14 protein-coding genes are annotated in these 20,465 nt (G+C 56.7%); 8 read left to right on the top strand and 6 right to left on the bottom strand.

Annotation, left to right across the window (positions count from 1 at the left end):
* Positions 1–152: 152 nt before the first annotated feature.
* The gene (locus FLS37_RS05695; RefSeq protein WP_157314988.1) at positions 153–1,787 is read right to left on the bottom strand and encodes an NAD(P)/FAD-dependent oxidoreductase; all 1,635 of its coding nucleotides are present in this window, start codon (positions 1,785–1,787) and stop codon (positions 153–155) included.
* A gap of 97 nt (positions 1,788–1,884) precedes the next feature.
* Positions 1,885–3,177: a GGDEF domain-containing protein gene (locus FLS37_RS05690; RefSeq protein ID WP_157314987.1), complete on the bottom strand. Its 1,293-nt coding sequence runs from the start codon at positions 3,175–3,177 to the stop codon at positions 1,885–1,887.
* A gap of 145 nt (positions 3,178–3,322) precedes the next feature.
* Between FLS37_RS05690 and aceK the strand changes: the two genes are divergently transcribed.
* On the top strand, positions 3,323–5,062 hold the full coding sequence (gene aceK / locus FLS37_RS05685; protein ID WP_157314986.1) for a bifunctional isocitrate dehydrogenase kinase/phosphatase: 1,740 nt from the start codon (positions 3,323–3,325) through the stop codon (positions 5,060–5,062).
* Positions 5,063–5,228: 166 nt separating this feature from the next.
* Positions 5,229–6,896: an LTA synthase family protein gene (locus FLS37_RS05680; protein WP_157314985.1), complete on the top strand. Its 1,668-nt coding sequence runs from the start codon at positions 5,229–5,231 to the stop codon at positions 6,894–6,896.
* 56 nt (positions 6,897–6,952) lie between these two features.
* On the opposite strand, the gene FLS37_RS05675 is transcribed toward FLS37_RS05680, so the two are convergent.
* The 3 genes from FLS37_RS05675 to FLS37_RS05665 are packed head-to-tail and all read right to left on the bottom strand — an operon-like array spanning position 6,953 to position 9,472.
* Positions 6,953–7,876, bottom strand: coding sequence for a Dyp-type peroxidase (locus FLS37_RS05675; protein ID WP_157314984.1), 924 nt, complete (start codon positions 7,874–7,876; stop codon positions 6,953–6,955).
* Positions 7,877–7,898: 22 nt separating this feature from the next.
* Positions 7,899–8,468 carry a YqiA/YcfP family alpha/beta fold hydrolase gene (locus FLS37_RS05670; protein ID WP_157314983.1) on the bottom strand — a complete coding sequence of 190 codons (570 nt, stop codon included), beginning with the start codon at positions 8,466–8,468 and terminating at the stop codon, positions 7,899–7,901.
* Positions 8,465–9,472, bottom strand: coding sequence for a quinone oxidoreductase (locus FLS37_RS05665; RefSeq protein WP_232522501.1), 1,008 nt, complete (start codon positions 9,470–9,472; stop codon positions 8,465–8,467). The genes FLS37_RS05670 and FLS37_RS05665 overlap by 4 nt, the downstream gene beginning before the upstream one ends.
* A gap of 194 nt (positions 9,473–9,666) precedes the next feature.
* Here FLS37_RS05665 and pta point away from each other — a divergent pair, with 194 nt between their 5' ends.
* Together pta and FLS37_RS05655 are read left to right on the top strand one after the other, a co-directional pair.
* On the top strand, positions 9,667–11,715 hold the full coding sequence (gene pta / locus FLS37_RS05660) for a phosphate acetyltransferase (RefSeq protein WP_157314982.1): 2,049 nt from the start codon (positions 9,667–9,669) through the stop codon (positions 11,713–11,715).
* A 342-nt stretch (positions 11,716–12,057) separates the two neighbouring features.
* On the top strand, positions 12,058–13,671 hold the full coding sequence (locus FLS37_RS05655; RefSeq protein ID WP_157314981.1) for a methyl-accepting chemotaxis protein: 1,614 nt from the start codon (positions 12,058–12,060) through the stop codon (positions 13,669–13,671).
* 135 nt (positions 13,672–13,806) lie between these two features.
* Here the strand turns inward: FLS37_RS05655 and FLS37_RS05650 are convergent, their stop codons facing one another.
* Entirely contained in the window at positions 13,807–15,435 is a 1,629-nt protein-coding gene (locus FLS37_RS05650) for a methyl-accepting chemotaxis protein (protein ID WP_198314501.1), read from the bottom strand.
* A 248-nt stretch (positions 15,436–15,683) separates the two neighbouring features.
* Between FLS37_RS05650 and metH the strand changes: the two genes are divergently transcribed.
* The 4 genes from metH (at position 15,684) to FLS37_RS05635 (ending at position 20,415) form a co-directional block, all read left to right on the top strand.
* A complete protein-coding gene (gene metH, locus FLS37_RS05645) occupies positions 15,684–19,403 on the top strand; it encodes a methionine synthase (RefSeq protein ID WP_157314979.1) in 3,720 nt (1,239 codons plus the stop codon).
* On the top strand, positions 19,400–19,924 hold the full coding sequence (locus tag FLS37_RS05640; RefSeq protein ID WP_157314978.1) for a zeta toxin family protein: 525 nt from the start codon (positions 19,400–19,402) through the stop codon (positions 19,922–19,924). The genes metH and FLS37_RS05640 overlap by 4 nt, the downstream gene beginning before the upstream one ends.
* Positions 19,924–20,082, top strand: coding sequence for a hypothetical protein (locus FLS37_RS16745; RefSeq protein WP_198314500.1), 159 nt, complete (start codon positions 19,924–19,926; stop codon positions 20,080–20,082). Before FLS37_RS05640 ends, FLS37_RS16745 begins: the two co-directional genes overlap by 1 nt.
* A 180-nt stretch (positions 20,083–20,262) precedes the next feature.
* Positions 20,263–20,415 (top strand): vitamin B12 dependent-methionine synthase activation domain-containing protein, encoded by a 153-nt coding sequence (locus FLS37_RS05635; RefSeq protein ID WP_157314977.1) that lies wholly within the window; start codon positions 20,263–20,265, stop codon positions 20,413–20,415.
* Positions 20,416–20,465 lie beyond the last annotated feature (50 nt).

Here is a 20,465-nt window from a genome sequence, read left to right as displayed (position 1 = left end):
GCGTAGCGGCGCAATTCGCTACTGCTCAGAGCACGCTACATACTGCGGGGGCCACGGGGATGATTTTCAGCAGGAAAAAAGACAATGGCGGGATATACCCGCCATTGTATTAAACCGTAGAGCAATCTGAATCTAGCTTGTAGCCATATACCCTAGCCCATAATATCCAGTGCCAGCGCTTCAGCCACTTTAATCCCATCCACACCCGCCGACAAAATTCCGCCCGCATAGCCTGCACCTTCACCGGCTGGATACAGGCCGCGCACATTCAGCGATTGGCAATCATCGCCGCGCGTAATGCGCAGCGGCGATGAGGTGCGCGTTTCCACACCAGTCAGCACGGCATCGTGCATATCGTAGCCACGGATTTTCTTGCCGAACTCAGGCAACGCTTCGCGCATCGCGTTGATCGCGTAATCGGGCAAGGCGCAGGCCAGATCGGTCCAGTTCACGCCTGGTTTGTACGATGGCTCAACGGTGCCGACGTCTTTCGATGCGCGACCAGCGAGGAAATCGCCGACCAGCTGCGCTGGCGCATTGTAATCGCCGCCGCCGAGCACATAGGCGTGGCTTTCGAGCTGGCGCTGGAACTCAATCCCCGCCATCGCGCCGCCTGGGTAATCGCTGGGGTTAATGCTCACCACCATACCTGAATTGGCGTTACGCTCGTTACGCGAGTATTGGCTCATGCCGTTGGTGACCACGCGGCCTTCTTCGCTGGTGGCGGCGACGACGGTGCCGCCCGGGCACATACAGAAGCTGTACACCGCGCGGCCATTGGCGGCGTGGTGCACCAGTTTGTAATCCGCCGCCCCCAAAATCGGGTGGCCAGCGTATTTGCCCCAACGCGCTTTATCGATCAAGGATTGTGGGTGCTCGATCCGGAATCCGACCGAGAACGGTTTGGCTTCCATAAACACACCGCGTTCGTGCATCATCGCAAAACTATCGCGTGCGCTGTGGCCCAGTGCGATGACGACGTGATCGCTCAAAATTTCGCTGCTTGGATGGCCTTCTACGCCCAATTCGGTCACGCGCACACCACGCACCTGTTTTTTGCCGTCCGCAGTGTCTTCCAACAGCAAATCGTCAACACGTTGCTGAAAACGGATTTCGCCACCGAGCGATTCAATCTCGGCGCGCATTTTTTCGACCATGCCGACGAGCTTGAAGGTCCCGATATGTGGTTTGGCGATGTACAGAATTTCATCCGGCGCACCGGCTTTGACAAACTCGGTGAGTACTTTGCGGCCCAAATGACGCGGGTCTTTAATCTGGCTATACAGCTTGCCATCCGAAAACGTGCCTGCGCCGCCTTCACCAAATTGGACGTTCGATTCTGGATTGAGCGTGTTTTTGCGCCATAAACCCCAAGTATCTTGCGTGCGCTCGCGCACTTTTTTCCCGCGCTCAAGCACGATGGGCTTGAAACCCATCTGCGCCAGAATCAGCGCGGCGAAAATCCCGCAAGGGCCAAAGCCGACGACGATAGGGCGATGCTTCAATTGCGCAGGGGCTTGCGTGACAAAGTGATACTGGGTATCAGGCGTGGGCATAACATGGCTGTCGGCTTTGAACTTGGCCAGCAGCTTGCCCTCGAGCGCGCCAACGTCCAGATCAATGATATAGGCCAGCTGCATCTGGCTTTTGCGCGCGTCAAAGCTGCGCTTGTAAACCAGATAACTGGCAATGTCGGCTTCACTAATGCCCAGATATTTGGCAATGGCGGATTTGAGCTCGGCGTCAGCATGATCGAGCGGCAGTTTGAGTTCGGTAATACGCAGCATGGTTATCCTTCACAGGGTTGAGGTTTATTCAACAAGCTGCGCATTGTAAGAGTTTGTGCCTGGCTTGGGGAGTACAAACTGCCAGACGCAGTGGCGATCAGGGCTGGGCGTACTCTACCCGGTTGCGGCCATTGGCTTTGGCGGCGTACAGGGCTTTGTCGGCGCGCTCAAGCGCTTTGCCAAAGCCGTCAGGGCCAACCACGCTGACGCCAAAGCTGGCGGTGAGCGCGATTCCGGCTGGCCAGATGGCGTTTTGCACCGCTTCGCGCAGTTTCTCGGCGACCAGATGCGCCTGCGCACCTTCGGTTTGCGGCAGGAACAGCACAAATTCTTCACCGCCCCAGCGCACCACATAATCACCATGCCGGACGTGCGCGGTCAGAATCTGGGCAAATTTGACCAGCACTTCATCGCCGCGCGCGTGGCCGTGTTGATCATTCACTTTTTTAAAGTGATCAATATCGCAAATCACCATGGCCAGCGGGGCGGTGGCGTCGGCTTTTTCCATTTCCCGCGCAATATCATTGCGGATGCCCGAGCGATTGCGTACCTGGGTTAGCGGATCGAGTTTGGCCTGATCGGCGATCCGGCGTTTTTCTTCCTGCAGCGAGGCATTGGCAATAATCAGCTCGGATGCGTGCAGACGGGCTTTTTGCAGGCGAAGGTGCAAACCGAGCAGCATTTTGACCATCACGGCAATACCCAGCAGCCCCCATAGCAGCACGATCAGCAGAAGCATCTGTTCGCGACTGATGTATTTGCCTTCAAAAATCACATACTCGATGTCAATCGTGTGCATACCGGGCTCTTGCAGACCGGCGGTGGAAATAATCAGCAGGGGCACATTGCTCAGATCGACGCCGTAATGATCGAGCGGGATATTCTTGTCGGCCAGCCACCATGAGGCGACGTTGAACTTGTCCAGCGGCAAACTCACCTCTGCGCCGTCCTGCACAATAAATTGCACTTCATTGAGCTTCCAGGTGGTGCTCTCGTGCAGATCGCTATATACCGGATGGTAGTTGCGCATAAAAAACCGCACCCGGTGCTTGCCCGGGCCGGTGTAGCTCATTTTCATGCGCACGCTTTGATAGCTGCGAAAATCAATGCCATTGGGTGGCGTGGCGAGCTCGACGCCCATTTCGCAATACGGCCAGGTAAACGATTTATCGAGCGCGCATTCCAGCCGCAGCGCTGACCCGATCCGGCTAATGGTCGCCACCGATTGCCCGCCATCGAGCCTATCGTCAGCCACCACGATGTCAAATGGAGCCTTGCCATTAATCACCAGACTTTTGTTCAGACCATAATGCTGCCACACCAGCAAAACCAAACTGATTCCAAACAGAATGCTGATCATGCCCGGCAGGCTAAGGCGCTGAAACATCATGAATCCTTCAACTCGATGCTCTTATACTGGCAGCTGGCGCGGCGCTTCACAAATCAAATTACGCCGATCCGTACACATTGCAATGCAGCAAATTTTGCCGTGCCGCCTACACTGAAAGCATTGTGACTTGATAACGGGTTTTCTGATGAATGCACCCAGCGTACGGAATGATCTGGCTTTGGGCCATGCGATTGCGCAAGCTTTACTCGATGGCTTTAACCATCACTACCAGCTGTTTCGCGAGGCCAGCCGCGCCGCGCAAGCCAATTTTGAAACCGGCGACATCCACGCCCAGCAAACGCTGGTGCGCGACCGGATTGCTTTTTATGATTTGCGCGTCCAGGAATGCGTGCAGCGACTCAAAGAGGAATTCAACGCCGATAGCCTGCCCGATCCGGTGTGGCAAAAAGTAAAGCAGCAGTACATCGGCCTGCTGATCAATCACAAGCAAATGGAGCTGGCGGAGACTTTTTTTAACTCGGTCTGCTGCCGCATTTTGCACCGCACGTATTTCCACAATGACTTCATTTTCTATCGCCCGGCGGTGTCGACCGAATACATCGAAGCCGATGGCCCGGCGTTTCGCACCTATTACCCCAATGAAGCCGGGCTGGCGGCGACCATTAGCCAGATCATCAGTGACTTTGGCTTTACCCAGCCGTTTGCCGATCTGCCCGGCGATGTACGCCGGATTATTCTGGCGCTACGCCGACATGTGGGCAAACCGTTCAAAGCCAAATTCAGCAGCTATATCCAGGTACTGGCTTCGCCGTTTTATCGCAATAAATCGGCGTATCTGATCGGGCAGGCCACGTATGGCCGCCGCAAAATTCCGTTTGCGCTGCCGGTCTGCCGTGACAATGGACAACTGCAAATTGACGCCGCCCTGTTCAAGCCCGCGCAAATCCGCCATCTGTTTTCGCTGTCGCGCGCCTATTTTCTGGTCGATATGGCCGCGCCCTCGGCCTATGTGCAGTTTTTGCACGATATGCTGCCCAACAAGCCGCGTGCCGAGCTGTACACCATGCTGGGGCTGGGCAAGCAGGGCAAAACCATGTTTTACCGCGAGCTGTTTCATCATTTACGCCATTCAAATGATCAGTTTGTTTTTGCGCCGGGTACCAAGGGCATGGTGATGAGCGTGTTTACGCTGCCCTCGTTTCCGTATGTCTTCAAAATCATTAAGGATGTGTTTGCGCCGCCCAAGGAAGTCGATCATGCCACGGTGCGCGCCAAATATTTATTGGTAAAGCAACATGATCGGGTCGGGCGCATGGCCGATTCGCTGGAGTTTTCCGATGTGGCGCTGCCCAAAGCGCGTTTTGCCGAAGAAGTCTTGGCCGAATTGCGCGAGCTGGCGCCGTCGGCGATTGAGGAAGACGGCGACAGCATCGTGATTCGCCACCTGTTTATCGAATGCCGGATGAAACCGCTCAATCTGTATATCCAGCATCGCAAAGGCGAGCAGGTGGAAGCGGTGATTCGCGATTATGGCAATGCGCTGCGCGAGCTGGCGATTGCCAACATCTTCCCCGGCGATATGCTGTTCAAAAATTTCGGCGTTACGCACGCTGGCCGCGTGGTGTTTTACGATTACGACGAAATCGAATACATGACCGATTGCGATTTCCGCCGCATTCCGCCGCCGCCCTCGCCCGAATTTGAAATGAGCGGCGAGACCTGGTTTAGCGGCAATAAGAACGAAGTTTATCCGGAAGAATTCGGCAACTTTCTGCTCACCCGGCCCGACGTGCGAGCGGCCTTTATCAAATATCACGCCGACCTGCTCACGCCCAAATTCTGGCAAGACTGCAAAGCACGCATCCAGCAAGGCATCGTGGAAGATTTTTATCCTTACCCGCAATCATTGCGCTTTCATCCATAAGCAAATAGGTATTACCTTGCAGGCCATATGCTAATTGACCTGCAAGGCAATACCCATCATTAAGATCTAACGAACCACGTCCGCATATCGGATCGGCATTTGTGCCGCTGCAGCAGGGTCACAATTGCGTCATAATTCGCCCTCTTTATCCGGGTTGTGCATCAAAGTGAAGTGGTCTTTCAAATTCCCGCCGTTTATGCAGCAAAAATGGTTTGCCGTGCTGGCCATCATCCTGATGCTGCTGCTGGGCCGTTTTGCCGTGGATGGACAGTGGAATATCCCGCGCATCGGTTTTTCGGCCTTGCTGTATCTGTTTTTTGCCATGTTTCTCAACCGCTGGGCTGCGGTCTGGGCAACGCTGAGCCTGGAAGCGCTGCTGTACAACATCAGCTATGTCAAAAACAAGGCCACTGGCGAGCCCTTGCTGGGGCGTGATCTGCTGGAAGTCGGCCAGGGCATGGCACTCACCTCATATATCGACTGGGACATTATTGGCTACGGCGTCGGTACGGTGGCGGCGATTGCGCTGGGCTTGTGGTTCCGCCCCAAGTTCAAGGCCCGCCGCATTGCGCCCGGCCTGATGCTGTGCGCCATTGTCGGCGTGCAATTTGACAGCACCGGCCTTTACGCGGCGCAATCGCAAGCGGTACTGAGCAAAACGCTCAGCACCAATTATGTGTTTTACAATTTCCGCGAAAACGTCAAACAGAACGGCATTCTGGGGCATCTGATCCTGAGCGCGGAAAGCATGCATCTGCCCAAAAGCGGGCAGCACGATTTCTACACACGGCAATTGCCCGCGCCGGCTGGCAATACCGATCCGGATATCGTCGTGGTGATGTGCGAGTCGTGCTACACCAGTAGCGACGAAAAAATGCCTACGCCGATGAACCGGCTCTCGCAAGCCGGTTTTGTTGCCTCGCGCATTATCAGCCCGGTTTACGGTGGCGGCACGGCCGATGCCGAATTTGAAGCGCTGACCGGCTTGTCTTCGCTGGCCTTGCCCGGGATTGATTTCCAGAATTTTTCCGATCGCTACGATCAGCGCAGCGCCACGCTGGTGAGCGAGCTGAAAAACCACGGCTATCTAACCACCGGCATGCACAACTACTACGGCAGCTTTTACAAGCGCGCCGAGGTTTACCCCAAATTCGGCTTTGACCACACCCGCTTTGTCGACAAAATGAAATGGAATCGCAAGGCGGGCTGGCCCAAAGATTCGGCGATGTACGATGTGGCGCTGGAGCAATACCGCAGCGCGCCGCCGCAGCAGAAACAGCTGATGTTTCTGGTGACCGTCTCGACGCACGGCCCATTTATTGCCAATCAGGACGCCGGTTTAAGCCAGTACCGCGCCCGGTTGGATCTGGCAGTCAGCGATCTGCTGGCGTTTAACAGCGCCTTGCAGCAGCAAGCCAAAGCGCGTGGTCGCGAGCTGATTGTGGTGGTGTTTGGCGACCACAAACCGGCGCTGAACAAGGAATTTGTTAAAAGCGGCATTCTGCCGCCGACCATGTTTGAAGTCGATCACAAGGGCGCACTGGCCTTTAAAAACCAGCTCAGCCCGCAAGATCATCGGATTCGGGGGGATGTGCCGCTGTATATCGCTTCCAGCCGGGGCAATCAGGCCGACACACTGGCCAGCGAGCTGGCCGACAAGCCGCTGTTCTGTCTGCCCGCCAGCCTGTCGCGTCAAACCAGCAGTGTTAGCCCGTTTTTCAATGCGGTGGCCGAGCGCTGCCAGCGCAATGAAGGGTTTTATACGCAGGGGCTGTGGTGGCGCAATATCTTCCCCGAAGGCCTGTACGCCGAGCGCCTGTTCGGCAATTCCTGAGCCTTCTTCGCGGCCATCGGCGATGAGCGCAAACGTCATCGCCGATGCCTTGGCGCTTAGGCCAGCCGCTTGAGCGCCTCGATACTGGGCACAAAAAACGCCGCGCCGGTGACCGCCCGGCTGAAGTTAAGCAAATGGTCTACGCGGCCATCCGAGGTCGGGGCAACCATACGGGCGAGCATTTTCTCGAAAATATCCGGCGTTTTGCAGTAGGACGTAAAATACAGCCCCTTGTCGCCGCTGGGCGAGCCATACGGTAGCGATTGACGCAGAATTTGCAGCTCTTCCCCGTCCTGCTCGATCACCACCCGGCTGATGTGCGCGGTAAACGGTTTATCCTCGTCGGGCAATTCTTCATCGCTTTCCTTGGTGCGACCAATCACGGCCTCCTGCTGCTTGACCGGCAACTTGTTCCAGCTTTCCATGCGGTGCACATAGCGCTGCACGTGCAGATAGCTGCCGCCTGCCCATTCAGGGTCTTCATTGCCAACCAGTGCCACCGCCGCACGCTCGTCACCACCGGGGTTTTCGGTGCCATCGACAAAGCCGGTCAGGTCGCGTTTGTCGCGGTAGCGAAAGCCGTGCACGGTTTCAATCGCGTCAAACCAATCGGTCATATCCTGCGTGAACTGCTCGGCAAACTCGTACAGTACGTCAAAACGCTCGGCGCGCAAATGCAGCATCATGTCGCATTGCGTGGCCGGCGCAGGATGAATCGCCCCGGCAATGCGCGGAAAAGCCCTTAATTTGGCAGGCTTTTGCAGGCCGTAGAGTTCGGGCCACAAATCAGCACCAAAACCCAGACAAGCCACAAAACCGGCGTCCGGGTTGGCATCGGCCAGCGCGGCAACGCGCTGGGCCCACTGGGCAAACAAAGCCTTGCAACGCGCGTCGGCACGGCGCCCCAGCCGGCGGCGAAACAGCATAAATAAACCATTACTCGATGCATCAGGCAAAATGCCACTTTGCGGTGTGGTCATAGTTCTTCTTCTCGATGGATGATTAATCAGGGCAAGCAAAGCGCCAGATTTGCGGCAAATAGCGCTCAAAATCGGTAAAACCGTGATCGCCGCCGGGCTCGACAGTTTGCAGGCAACCCCGGTAATAGTCTACGCCAATTCGGTAATCGAGCACTTCGTCGCCCTCTTGCGTCAGCAGCCAGTAGTGCGACAACCGGGTAGGTGCGCGCTCGTATTGCTGCAATTGCGCCGCAAAAGACGCGTCAATTTGATGAATTTCGCCAGTGTAGTAGTTTTCCTGCGGCCCCAGATATTGATTGATCAGATCGTAAGGCCTGACCGCCGGGTTCACCAGCACGGCCCGCCCGCCAAACTCCTCCACCGCCCAGGTGGCAAAAAAACCGCCCAGCGAGCTGCCGACCACGCAGAAGTTGCCATTGAGCGGCTGCAATATCGAGCCAATCAGCGCAATCGCCGCATCGGGCTGCATCGGTATTTGCGGGCAGATCAGCCGGTCTGCCAGCCCTTGCTGCATCATCCACTGCTGCGTGAGCTGGGCTTTGTCCGATAGCGGGCTGGATAAAAAGCCGTGCAGGTAAATAAGCTGGGTCATGGGATCAGCACCGTTGCACCGCTGGTTTTGCGCTGCGCCAGATCACGATGCGCCTGTGCAACGTCGGCCAGCGCATAGCGCTGACCTATCACCGGGCGCACCCGGCCTTGCAGCAGTGCCTGCCAGTAGTCATTCGCGCAGGCCAGCAGCGCAGCGCGGCTGGCGGTGTAATGCGCCAGCGTGGGGCGGGTCACAAACAGCGAGCCTTTGCTCGCCAGCACGCCCAGATTAAACGCGTCCACCGCACCCGAGGCGTTGCCAAAGCTGACCATCAGCCCGCGTGGCGACAGGCAATCGAGCGAGGGCAGAAAAGTCGCCGCGCCCACGCCGTCGTGCACCACGGGCACGCCTTGGCCTTGCGTCAATTCGCGCACCTGCGCCACCCAGGCCTCGCCACTGTAATCGAGCACGTGATCGCACCAGGCTTGCGCTTGCGCTACTTTGGCCGCACCGCCCGCCGTGCCGATCACCGTAACGCCTAGGCTTTGCGCCCACTGGCACAGGATCTGCCCTACGCCGCCCGCCGCGGCGTGCACCAGAATGGTTTGCCCTGCCGTGACCGGAAAAGTCTGCTTTAGCAAATACTGCGCCGTCATGCCGCGCAGCAAGGTTGCGGCGGCCATATCATCGGGTATGTGTTCAGGAACCAGCACCAGTTTGGCCTCTGGCATGATACGGTGCGTGGTATAGGCACCGACAGCACCGCCCGCGTAGGCCACCCGGTCGCCCACCAGAAATTCGCTCACGCCATCGCCCACGGCTTCAACGACGCCGCACGCTTCCAGCCCCAAGCCACTGGGAAGGCTGAGCGGATAAAGGCCGGAGCGATGATAGGTGTCGATGAAATTAAGACCAATCGCCGTTTGCCGCAGCAGCACTTCGCCCGCTGCAGGCGCATTGATAGTCGTTGGGCGCAGCAGCATCTGCTGCTCGTTGCCGTGTTGCTCGATGATGATCTGCTGGGCTGATGTGTTGGCTGTAGTACTGACTGAAGGTGGGCTCATGCGCGTGGCTTCCGGGCGAAGGTCATTTGAGAATAGACATTTTGCCCAGCCCTGCCGAATGTGTCTGGTACAAAATGAAAAAATGTCATGGCAATATTTCCATTCGGCCTACTTTTTAGAGCTATGTCATGCTGCGCTGCACGAGGATTGTTTATAGTGGCGGCTGTATTGCTTAACGTAAGTGGAACCCAATCATGCAAACCTTTTTTATTGCGCCAACCCGCCACAATGTGGGCCTGACCTCGGTGACATTGGGCGTGGTGCGCTGCCTGCAAAACCAAAGCTTGAAAGTAGGGTTTGTAAAACCGGTGGCTCAGGACCAGACCGCCAGCGAAATCGAGCGCTCCAGCCATTTTGCGCGCCGGATCTGCCAGCTGGATGTGCCCGATGCACTGCCAGCCCAATACGCCATCGAGCAGGTGTCCATTGATGAAACCGACGATCTGCTCGAAGAAATCGTCACCATGAGCATGAGCGCTGCCGCTGGCGCCGACGTGCTGGTGGTCGAAGGCCTGCACCCCGATCCGGCCAATCCGTTTACCACCCAGCTCAACACGCAAATGGCGCTGGGCCTGCAAGCCACGGTGATCTTGGTCACCGATGCCAGCGCGGGCAATGTGGCCGAAGAAGTCAAAGTGGCCGAGCGCCAGTTCCGCAATGAAGGCGTGCAGGTGGGTGGGGTGATTTTCAATAAAGCGCCGGTTAATTTTGATAGCGACGCAATGAAAGCCGCGATTGGCGATTTGCCGATCTGGGGCGTCATCGAGTTTGATCCGCACCTGCTGGCACCGCGCACGCTCGATGTGGCGCTACATCTGGACGCCGAAATCGTCGTGAAAGGCGAGCTGACCAAACGCCGCGTCACCGAAACCGTCGTCGCGGCGCGCGCGGTACCCGAAGTGATTCGCCGCCTGCAGCCGGGCGCGCTGATTGTCAGCTCGGGCGATCGAGACGACGTGATTCTGGCCACCGCGCTGGCGGCCAGCAATGGCGTGCAACTGGCCGGGCTGGTGCTCACGCACAGCACGCATCTGAACGAAACCGTGCGTGATTTCACGCAAATGGCGTTTCATTCGGGCATTCCGGTGCTGCGCACCGACGGCGATAGCTTTGGTACGGCGCTGGCCATCAGCCAGGTGCCCACGGCCGTTCCTGCCGACGATAAAGACCGCATGACGCGCGTGATCAACGCCGTGGCCGAGCAACTGGATGTCGAAGGCCTGATGGTGGGCGTCAATACCAAGGGCGTACACCACCTGAGCCCGCCTGCTTTCCGCTACCAGCTGATCCAGAAAGCACGCGCGGCCAACAAACGCATTGTGCTGCCCGAAGGCGAAGAGCCGCGCACCATTTGCGCAGCGATTGTCTGCGAAGAAAAAGGCATTGCGCAATGTATCCTGCTTGGTAATCGCGCGACGATTGAAGCTGTCGCCGCCACGCAGGGCGTGACGATTCCGCCGACCTTGCAGATTCTGGACCCGGAAGAAATCCGCGCCCGCTACGTGGCACCGATGGTTGAATTGCGCAAATCCAAAGGCCTGACCGAAATCCAGGCGCTGCGCCAGCTGGAAGACAACGTCGTTCTCGGCACCATGATGCTGGCGATTGACGAAGTGGACGGCCTGGTTTCCGGCGCCATCCACACCACGGCCAACACCATCCGTCCGGCCTTGCAGCTGATCAAAACCGCACCGGGCAGCTCGATTGTCTCGTCGGTCTTCTTTATGCTGATGCCCGAGCAGGTGCTGGTGTACGGCGATTGCGCTGTTAACCCGAATCCGAGCGCCGAGCAGCTGGCCGAAATTGCCGCGCAAAGCGCGTATTCGGCCAAAGCGTTTGGCATTGACCCGAAAGTGGCCATGATCAGCTACTCCACTGGTCAATCGGGCACCGGTGCCGATGTCGATAAAGTGCGCACCGCCACCGAAATCGCCAAAGCACGCAATCCACAGCTCACCATCGACGGCCCGCTGCAATACGACGCGGCGTCGGTGTTCGAGGTAGGCCAGCAAAAAGCGCCGGGCAGTCAGGTTGCCGGGCAGGCCACAGTGTTTGTCTTCCCCGATCTGAATACCGGCAATACCACTTACAAGGCCGTGCAACGCAGCGCCAATGTGGTCTCGGTCGGCCCGATGCTACAGGGCTTGCGTAAGCCGGTGAATGATTTGTCGCGCGGCGCACTGGTGGACGACATTGTCTTCACCATCGCCCTGACGGCCATTCAAGCCGTGGAAATGATCTAAGCATTTCACCCAATGGTATCGCCATGTAGCCATGCATCAACAATGGCTACATGGCAATACCCATATACCCTATTTCTGGCATCTGCCCTTATCTGCCGTTCTGGCAGCGCACCTTGCCTCGGTTTCCCCCACCTGCACCGGCATCGCCCGGCTTTATTTGCAACCGAGCTGATCTAGATCAAATAATCACTATCATCACTTCGCCTGCCTAGCTTAAATTGCCTGTAATCGGAGTGGACTACCTCTAACAAACCAAAAGCTTACTTCGAAATTCAGAATCACCCAGAATAATCACAGGCCCCCCGCTCTGGGCAAGCCTGGTTTACCGACCACGGGAACCGTATGAAAATCGCACACAAAATATCCGCGCTATTGTTATTGGCCGCCTTAGCCATTGTGCTACTGGCTGGCATCAGCTTTTACAAAACGCAGCACGTGAAAGAAGACGCGCTGGGAATTACCGAAAAACTGGTCCCCGGTCTGATTGAAATGAGCGACATTCAGCGCAGCTTTGCGCAGGCGCGCTATGCCGTGCTGTTTCACATTGTGCAAACTGATCCGGCGGCCAAACAGCAGGTTGAGGCCGATTTTCGCCGCTATGTCGGCACTATGGACGAAAGCCTGGCCAAATTTGAAACCGCCGCACTCACCAGCCAGGGCAAGGTCATGGTCGGCGCATTGCGGCAGGAAATTGAAGCCTGGCGGCCACTGGCTGCTCTGGTTTTGCAGGCCTCCAACGCTGGAGATACCGCGCTGGCCAATCAACTGATCCGCGACAAATGTGCCCCGCAGGCGGCCAAAGTGTACGCGGCGATGGATCATGTCGAACAACAGAAGAGCCAGACCTCGACTCAGGCGGGCGAAAAAATCACCGACGACATAGCATCAACCATCAATGCCAGCGTGATCTCCGGGCTGATTTTGCTGATTGCGCTGGGCGTTACAGGCTGGCTAATCGGGCGCAGCGTGACCCTCCCCTTAAATACATTGCAGCAATTTTTACAGCAGCTGGCGCGGGATAACGATTTCACCCGCCGCCTGCCAGCGCGCGGTAACGATGAAATCAGCCTGTCGCTGCAAGCGCTGAACAATCTGCTCGACACGCTGCAAGCCAGCCTGCGCAAGCTGAACCGCGTCGGCCACGAGGTGACAGGCTCGGTGAATGGCCTCTCTGGCACCAGCCAGACCATGTCGCAATCGTCCAGCGGCGTCAGCGAATCGGCGTCCGCGATGGCCGCCGGGATTGAGCAGGTGACTGTCAGCATCGGCCATGTGGCCGACCGTGCGCAGCAATGCGACCACACCGCCAGAGAAGCCGGTCAGCTGGCCGCCACTGGCGGGCAGGTGATTGAAAACACCATCAGCAGCATCAACCAGATTGCCGATCAGGTGCGCACTTCGGCCGCTCAGATCGACTCGCTCAAGCAGCGCACGGCCAATATCAGCACGATTGTGAATGTGATCAAGGACATCGCCGACCAGACCAATCTGCTGGCGCTCAATGCCGCGATTGAGGCCGCGCGCGCAGGCGATCTGGGGCGCGGCTTTGCCGTGGTGGCCGACGAAGTGCGCAAGCTGGCCGAGCGCACCGCCAATTCAACGCAGGAAATCATCAGCACCGTCACCGCGATCCAGAACGAAGCCAATAGCACGGTCAACACCATGCAGCACACGGTAGAGCAGGTGGATGAAGGCGTGCACCGCGCGCACGAGGCCAGCGTGGCCATTGCCAATATCCGCCACAGCGCCGATCTGGTGGTACAGCAAGTGAGCGAGATTTCAGTGGCGATGCGCGAGCAAAGCGCCGCCAGCCTGGTGATGGCGCAGCAGGTCGAACGCGTGGCGCAAATGTCCGAAGAAAGCAGCTCGGCCGCCGCCAGCACCGCCAGAGAAAGCGTAAGGCTGGGCGAGCTGGGCCGGGAGCTGGATCAGTCGGTCTCGCTGTACCGGGTTTGATCCTAGGGTCTGTTGACGATTTGTTTTCGCGACGTGCAAACCAAACCTCAACAGCCCCTAAAGCCAGCAGTTGAACCGACATGCGCTCGGCATGCGCTGATAACACACGCATGAGCTACTTATTATTGAATTGACTTAAATTTTGAAGCGATTCACTGCGCTTTGCAGTTGCGCGGCCAGACTACTGAGTTGATCGGCGGTACTGGCCAGTTGTAGCACCGTATCGCCATTCTCTTCGGCCATCTGCGCCACTTGCTCCATTCGTACTGCTAGATCTTGTCCGGCCAGCTTTTGTTCATTCAACGAATGGCTGATCTGCTTAACTGACGATACCACAGCGGCGGCATTGCCCTCGATTTCCTGCATGGCGAGCGCAGCTGATTCCGAGCTATTCGTTGCGTCCTGCACGCTTTGCACGCTTTGCCCCATATATTGGTTGACGGTGGCGCTGCCATTTTGAATGCGAGTAATCATTTCGCTGATTTCGTGCGCTGATTTGGTGGTGCGCTCGGCCAGCTTGCGCACTTCATCGGCGACCACGGCAAAGCCACGGCCGGTTTCACCAGCCCGTGCTGCTTCAATCGCGGCATTGAGGGCCAGCAGATTAGTTTGATCAGCCACATCGCGAATCATCGTCGCCATTTTGCCGATCTCCCCCACGTCGCGCTCAAGGTTACCCATTTGGTTGGCCGACTCACTCACGTGCTGACCGACTGCATTCATCTGGTTGGATGAACTCACCACAAAGGTGCCACCCAATTGCGCGGTTTGACCGGCGGTTTGTGCTTGTGCTGCGGCGTCTTCGGCATTATCAGCCACATGATGGATGCTGACAGTTAGCTCTTCGAGTGTCGCTGCGGCGCCACTGGTCGCGGCCGATTGATTTTGCGCGCTGCTGGCCACCACTTTGGCCGAATCGGCCAAGCTATGCGCTGCACGGCCGACTTGTTGTGCATTTTGCTGAATCAACTTAGCCATTTCGTGCAGATTACCGCGCATCAATACCAGGGCTTTGAGTAAGCGGCTTGGCTCGTCTGTTCCCGTAAATGTTTCGCCTGTAAATGTGCGCAAATCGCCATCGGCAATTCGTTCGGCTTCACCGAGGGCGCGATTGAGCGGGCGAGTGATCGAATTGGCGATAACGACCGCAGCCGTTAAGCCCAGAATGAGCGCGATGCCAGCGCTCAGAACCATCAGCATTTGAACCTGATTAAAGCTTTCATGGGTTTCGGCAGCTAGGCTTTCCATTTTTTTCTTTTGCGAGGCCACCATGGTTTCTACGGCCCGCTGAAATGCCCGATAAGCGGGATCGTATTGCGTCTGGATAAACTCGATCGCTTCGGCATCTTGATTGGCTCGGATCAACACAAACATTTGATCATACTGCGCACTAATCACGCTGCGCGTGGTTTCGATGTCAGCCAAGATTTGTTTACTTTCAGCACTGGTTGCATGTTCATGCAGGTATTTGAGGCGTGCCGAGCTGTCTGCACGTAGCTGCGTTACTTTACTCAAGCTCGCCTCAATAGTTGCAACATCGTTATCCATAATCGCTTCGCGCAGCAGCATGCCAATATCAAGCGTATTGGCGATGATTTGATTTTGATGTTCGATTTTTGGATAGCGATCTGTGATTAGAGCATCGGCTTTTTCACCGGCAATATTGAGCTCAAAGAGCGTAAACATGACCTGTAAAACCATCAAAACCAGTAGAGTACCGCTGAGGAAAAACAATTTGCTGCGGGTGCTGAAACGGGAGAGCATTGCAATATCCTTACGTATTTCTTTTTGCATTAGATGAGATCAATTCTCAACTGCGGCATGGGTTTCGCAGTATATGCAGATTGAATACGAAGTGGTAATTAAGTTCATCAAAATTTAATACAACTCTGATATAGCGCAAGAAGCGGCCAGGCTGGGTGCGCGAGTTCCACGCGTCGATTGAGTTGATTTGCATGCTAAAATGTGCGGTTTTGCAGTATCGACTTATCAAGAATCTGACTGGAACCGCCATGACCCGCCAAAACCTGCTTAAAAGCCTGCTTGAACAACGCGTCCTGATTCTGGATGGCGGCATGGGCACGATGATTCAGCAATACAAGCTGACCGAGGCGCAATACCGCGGCGAGCGCTTTGCCGATTGGCATACCGATGTCAAAGGCAATAATGATTTGCTGGTACTCACCCAGCCGCAGATCATTGCCGAAATCCACCAGCAATACCTCGACGCTGGCGCCGACATTATCGAGACCAACAGCTTTAACGGCACCGCGCCAGCAATGGCCGATTACGAAATGCAAGAGCTGGTGTGGGAGCTCAATTTCGCCGCCGCCAAGCTGGTGAAAGACCTGTGCGTCGCGCAAACGGCGAAAGACCCGAGCAAACCACGTTTCTGCGCTGGGGTGTTGGGCCCCACCAGCCGCACCGCGTCGATTTCGCCCGATGTGAACGATCCGGGCTATCGCAATGTGACGTTTGATGAACTCGTCACCGCTTACCTCGAATCGATCGACGGCCTCGTGAAAGGCGGCGCCGATATTCTGCTGGTTGAGACGATTTTCGATACGCTGAACGCCAAAGCTGCGGTATTCGCAATCAAACGCTATTTTGCCGAGCATCCTGATCAGGAAGAATTGCCGATCATGATCTCCGGCACGATTACCGATCAATCTGGCCGTACGCTCACCGGCCAGACCACCGAAGCCTTCTACAACTCGCTGCGCCACGCTGACCCGATTTCGTTTGGCCTCAACTGTGCGCTTGGCCCTGATCTGCTGCGCCCCTACGTCGAAGAGATGAGCCGCATTTCCGACTGCTATGTGTCGGTGCACGCCAACGCTGGTCTGCCTAATCCGCTGGCACCAACCGGCTACGATTTGCTACCCGAAGACATGGCACCGCAAGTGCGTGAATGGGTCGAGTCGGGTTTGATCAATATCCTGGGCGGCTGCTGCGGTACTACGCCAGCGCATATCGCCGCGATGTACGCCGCAGTCAAAGATTTGCCCACGCGCAAATTGCCGAAAATCGAAGCCAAATGTCGCCTGTCTGGCCTGGAGCCATTCAACATCGGCGACAACGACCTGTTTGTGAACGTCGGCGAGCGAACCAACGTCACCGGCTCGAAAGCCTTTGCGCGTCTGATTCTGGCGGGCGACTACAGCGCCGCGCTCGACGTGGCGCGCCAGCAGGTGGTGAACGGCGCGCAAGTGATCGACATCAATATGGACGAAGGCATGCTCGACGCCACCAAGGCGATGACTACCTTCCTCAACCTGATCGCCGCCGAGCCCGATATCAGCCGCGTGCCGATCATGATCGACTCATCCAAATGGGAAGTGATCGAGGCCGGCCTGAAATGCGTGCAGGGCAAATGTATTGTTAACTCGATCTCGATGAAAGAGGGCGTAGAGCAATTCAAACACCACGCCCGCTTGCTAAAAATGTACGGCGCCGCCGTGATTGTGATGGCGTTCGACGAAGTCGGTCAGGCCGACACCTATGCGCGTAAAGTCGAGATTTGCGAAAAATCCTACCGCATCCTCGTGGATGAAATCGGCTTTAACCCAGCCGATATTATTTTCGACCCGAATATTTTTGCCGTGGCCACCGGTATCGACGAGCACGCCCGCTACGGCCTCGACTTTATCGAAGCCACCGGCTGGATTACCAAAAACCTGCCGCACGCCAAAGTGAGCGGCGGTGTATCGAATGTGTCGTTTAGTTTCCGTGGCAATAATAAGGTGCGCGAGGCGATCCACGCCGTGTTCCTGTACCACGCGATCAAGCAGGGCATGACGATGGGTATCGTCAACGCTGGCGCACTGGAAAACTACGACGACGTGCCGGTGGTGCTGCGCGATGCGATTGAATCGGTGGTGCTGATGAAAACCGACGATGCGCTGGCCGCCACCGAGGCGCTGATCACGCTAGCCGAATCATTCAAAGGCGACGCCAACGTCGCCAAGGGCGAAGACCTCGCTTGGCGCGAGCTGCCGCTGCAAGAGCGCATTACGCACTCGCTGGTCAAAGGCATCACCACCTACATCGTTGCAGACACCGAAGAAGCGCGTACCAGCGTTGAACGCCCGATTCATGTGATCGAAGGCCATTTGATGAACGGCATGAACGTGGTCGGCGATTTGTTTGGCGCCGGTAAAATGTTCCTGCCACAGGTGGTAAAAGCCGCGCGCGTGATGAAAGCCGCCGTGGCGCATCTGGAGCCCTTTATCGAGGCCGAAAAAATCGCGATGGGGCTGCAAGACGAGCCCGCCAAAGGCGTGATTGTGATGGCCACCGTGAAAGGCGATGTGCACGACATCGGCAAAAACATCGTCGGCGTGGTGCTGCGCTGTAATAACTATCAGGTGACTGATCTGGGTGTGATGGTGCCAGCGCAAAAAATCCTCGATACCGCGCGCGAAATCAACGCCGACATTATCGGCCTGTCCGGCCTGATCACGCCAAGTCTGGAAGAAATGAGCCACGTCGCCAAAGAAATGCAGCGCCAAGGTTTTGATATTCCACTCTTGATCGGCGGCGCAACCACATCGAAAGTACACACCGCGGTGAAAATCGAGCCGCATTATCAGAACGACCAAGTGATTTACGTGGCGGACGCCAGCCGCGCCGTCGGCGTGTGCTCGAATCTGCTGTCGGACGATTTGAAACCGGCGTTTGTCGCCGAGGTGAAAGCCGAATACGCCAAAGCGCGCGAGATTTTCGAGAGCAAAGATCGCACTAAATTGATCAGCCTTGCAGAAGCCCGCGCCAATAAATTTGCGCCCGATTGGGCGACGTATACGCCGCCAGCACCCGCCTTCCTTGGCGTGCGTGAATATACCGACTATAAGCTGGAAGACATAGAGCCATTTATCGACTGGACGCCGTTCTTCCAAAGCTGGGAGTTGTATGGTCGCTACCCCGCGATCTTGCAAGACGAAGTGGTCGGCGAAGCCGCCCGCCATCTGTACGCCGACGCGCAAGCGATGTTGCGCAAAATCGTCGATGAGAAATGGATCGCCGCCGCCGGCGTGATCGGCTTTTTCCCGGCCAATAGCGTCAATCACGACGACATCGAGCTGTACGATCCGGCCACCGGCGCGGTAGCGATGACATGGCACAATCTGCGCCAGCAGCTACCAAAACCGAAAACCGGCGAAGTGAAACCGAACTGGTGCTTGGCCGACTTTATCGCGCCCAAAGAAACCGGCATTAAAGACTATATCGGCGCCTTTGCCGTTACCGGTGGCATCGGCATCGACGCGCCAGTCAAAGCGTTTGAAGACGCCAACGACGACTACAGCGCGATCTTGCTCAAATCACTCGCCGACCGATTCGCCGAAGCCTTCGCCGAGCACATGCACCACCGCGTACGCACCGAGCTGTGGGGCTACGCTGCGGGCGAATCGCTGAGCAACGACGAATTGGTCGACGAGAAATACGTCGGCATCCGCCCAGCCCCCGGCTACCCAGCCTGCCCGGACCACACGCCAAAAGTCGATTTATTCAAAGTGCTGAACGCACCGAACATCGGCATGACGCTGACCGAAGGCTACGCCATGCTGCCAACCGCAGCGGTCAGCGGCTTCTACTTCAGCCACCCAGAATCACGCTATTTTGGCGTGGGGAAAGTGACGCTGGATCAGGTCGAAGATTACGCGCAGCGGCGTGGGGTGAGTCTGGCTCAGGCCGAGCGCGACCTAGCCCCTAATCTTGGATACGTTGCATGACAAGCAGCGGGCAAAAAATCCTGATCATCGCCGGGCCGAATGGCGCGGGAAAGACCACTTTTGCCCGCGAGTTTTTGCCCAACGAAGCGGCGTGTCCAACTTTTATCAACGCCGACCTAATCGCCGCTGGCCTGTCGCCTTTCGCGCCCGAGCTGGCAGCGATTCAGGCGGGGCGATTAATGCTGGAACAAATCGCGCTGCAGCTCGCCAAAAACAATAGCTTTGCGATTGAAACGACGCTGTCGGGTTTGAGCTATGCGCGGCAAATACCGCAATGGCGGCAGCAGGGCTATATTGTTGAGCTGTTTTTTCTGTCGCTGGCGACGCCAGAGCTAGCGATTGAACGAGTCGCACAGCGCGTCAAGCAAGGTGGGCACAATATCCCCGAAGACGTTATCCGCCGCCGCTTTGCCGCTGGGCGGCGCAATTTCGATCAGCACTACAAAGCGCTGGTGAATACTTGGGCTTGGTTTGACAATACAAACGGTACGTACGAATTGATCGAGGAAGGAGAAAACTGATGAAACCCGAATCGGATTTACACCGCCGCTATCCCGACTTGCTAGGCGCGCGTGAAGCGATGAAACGCGCTTCCGAAGCCGCCCGCAAGCTGGCCGAGCAAACCGGCACCAAACTGGTCGTCGGCAAGCCCAAACCTGCCAGCAAAACCAACGGCTAAGCTCGATTTAACCGTCAAGCACCCTATCCATCATCCAGTCACAGCATGCCCAGATTGGGCATGATCAAACCCAAAATGGGTTTGGTTTGACGCTGGTTTGCCCAATCCAAACGCCGAAAGGCGATCTATTCCAAGTGCTGAACGCACCGAACATCGGCATGCCTGACCTGCGGCTACGCGATGCTGCTAACCGCCGCCGTATCCGGCTTCTATTTCAGCCACCCAGAATCACGCTATTTTGGCGTGGGGAAAGTGACGCTGGATCAAGTGGAGGATTATGCGAAGCGGCGTGGGGTGAGTTTGGCGCAAGCTGAGCGGGATTTGGTGATGTAGTGGGGTATGTGGCTTAAGCTCTTGCTGGTGAATTGCTAGCAAGCAATACC

The organism is Chitinibacter sp. GC72, assembly GCF_009760905.1.
Taxonomy (GTDB): Bacteria; Pseudomonadota; Gammaproteobacteria; order Burkholderiales; family Chitinibacteraceae; genus Chitinibacter.
This window is presented reverse-complemented; position numbering and strand designations above follow the sequence as displayed.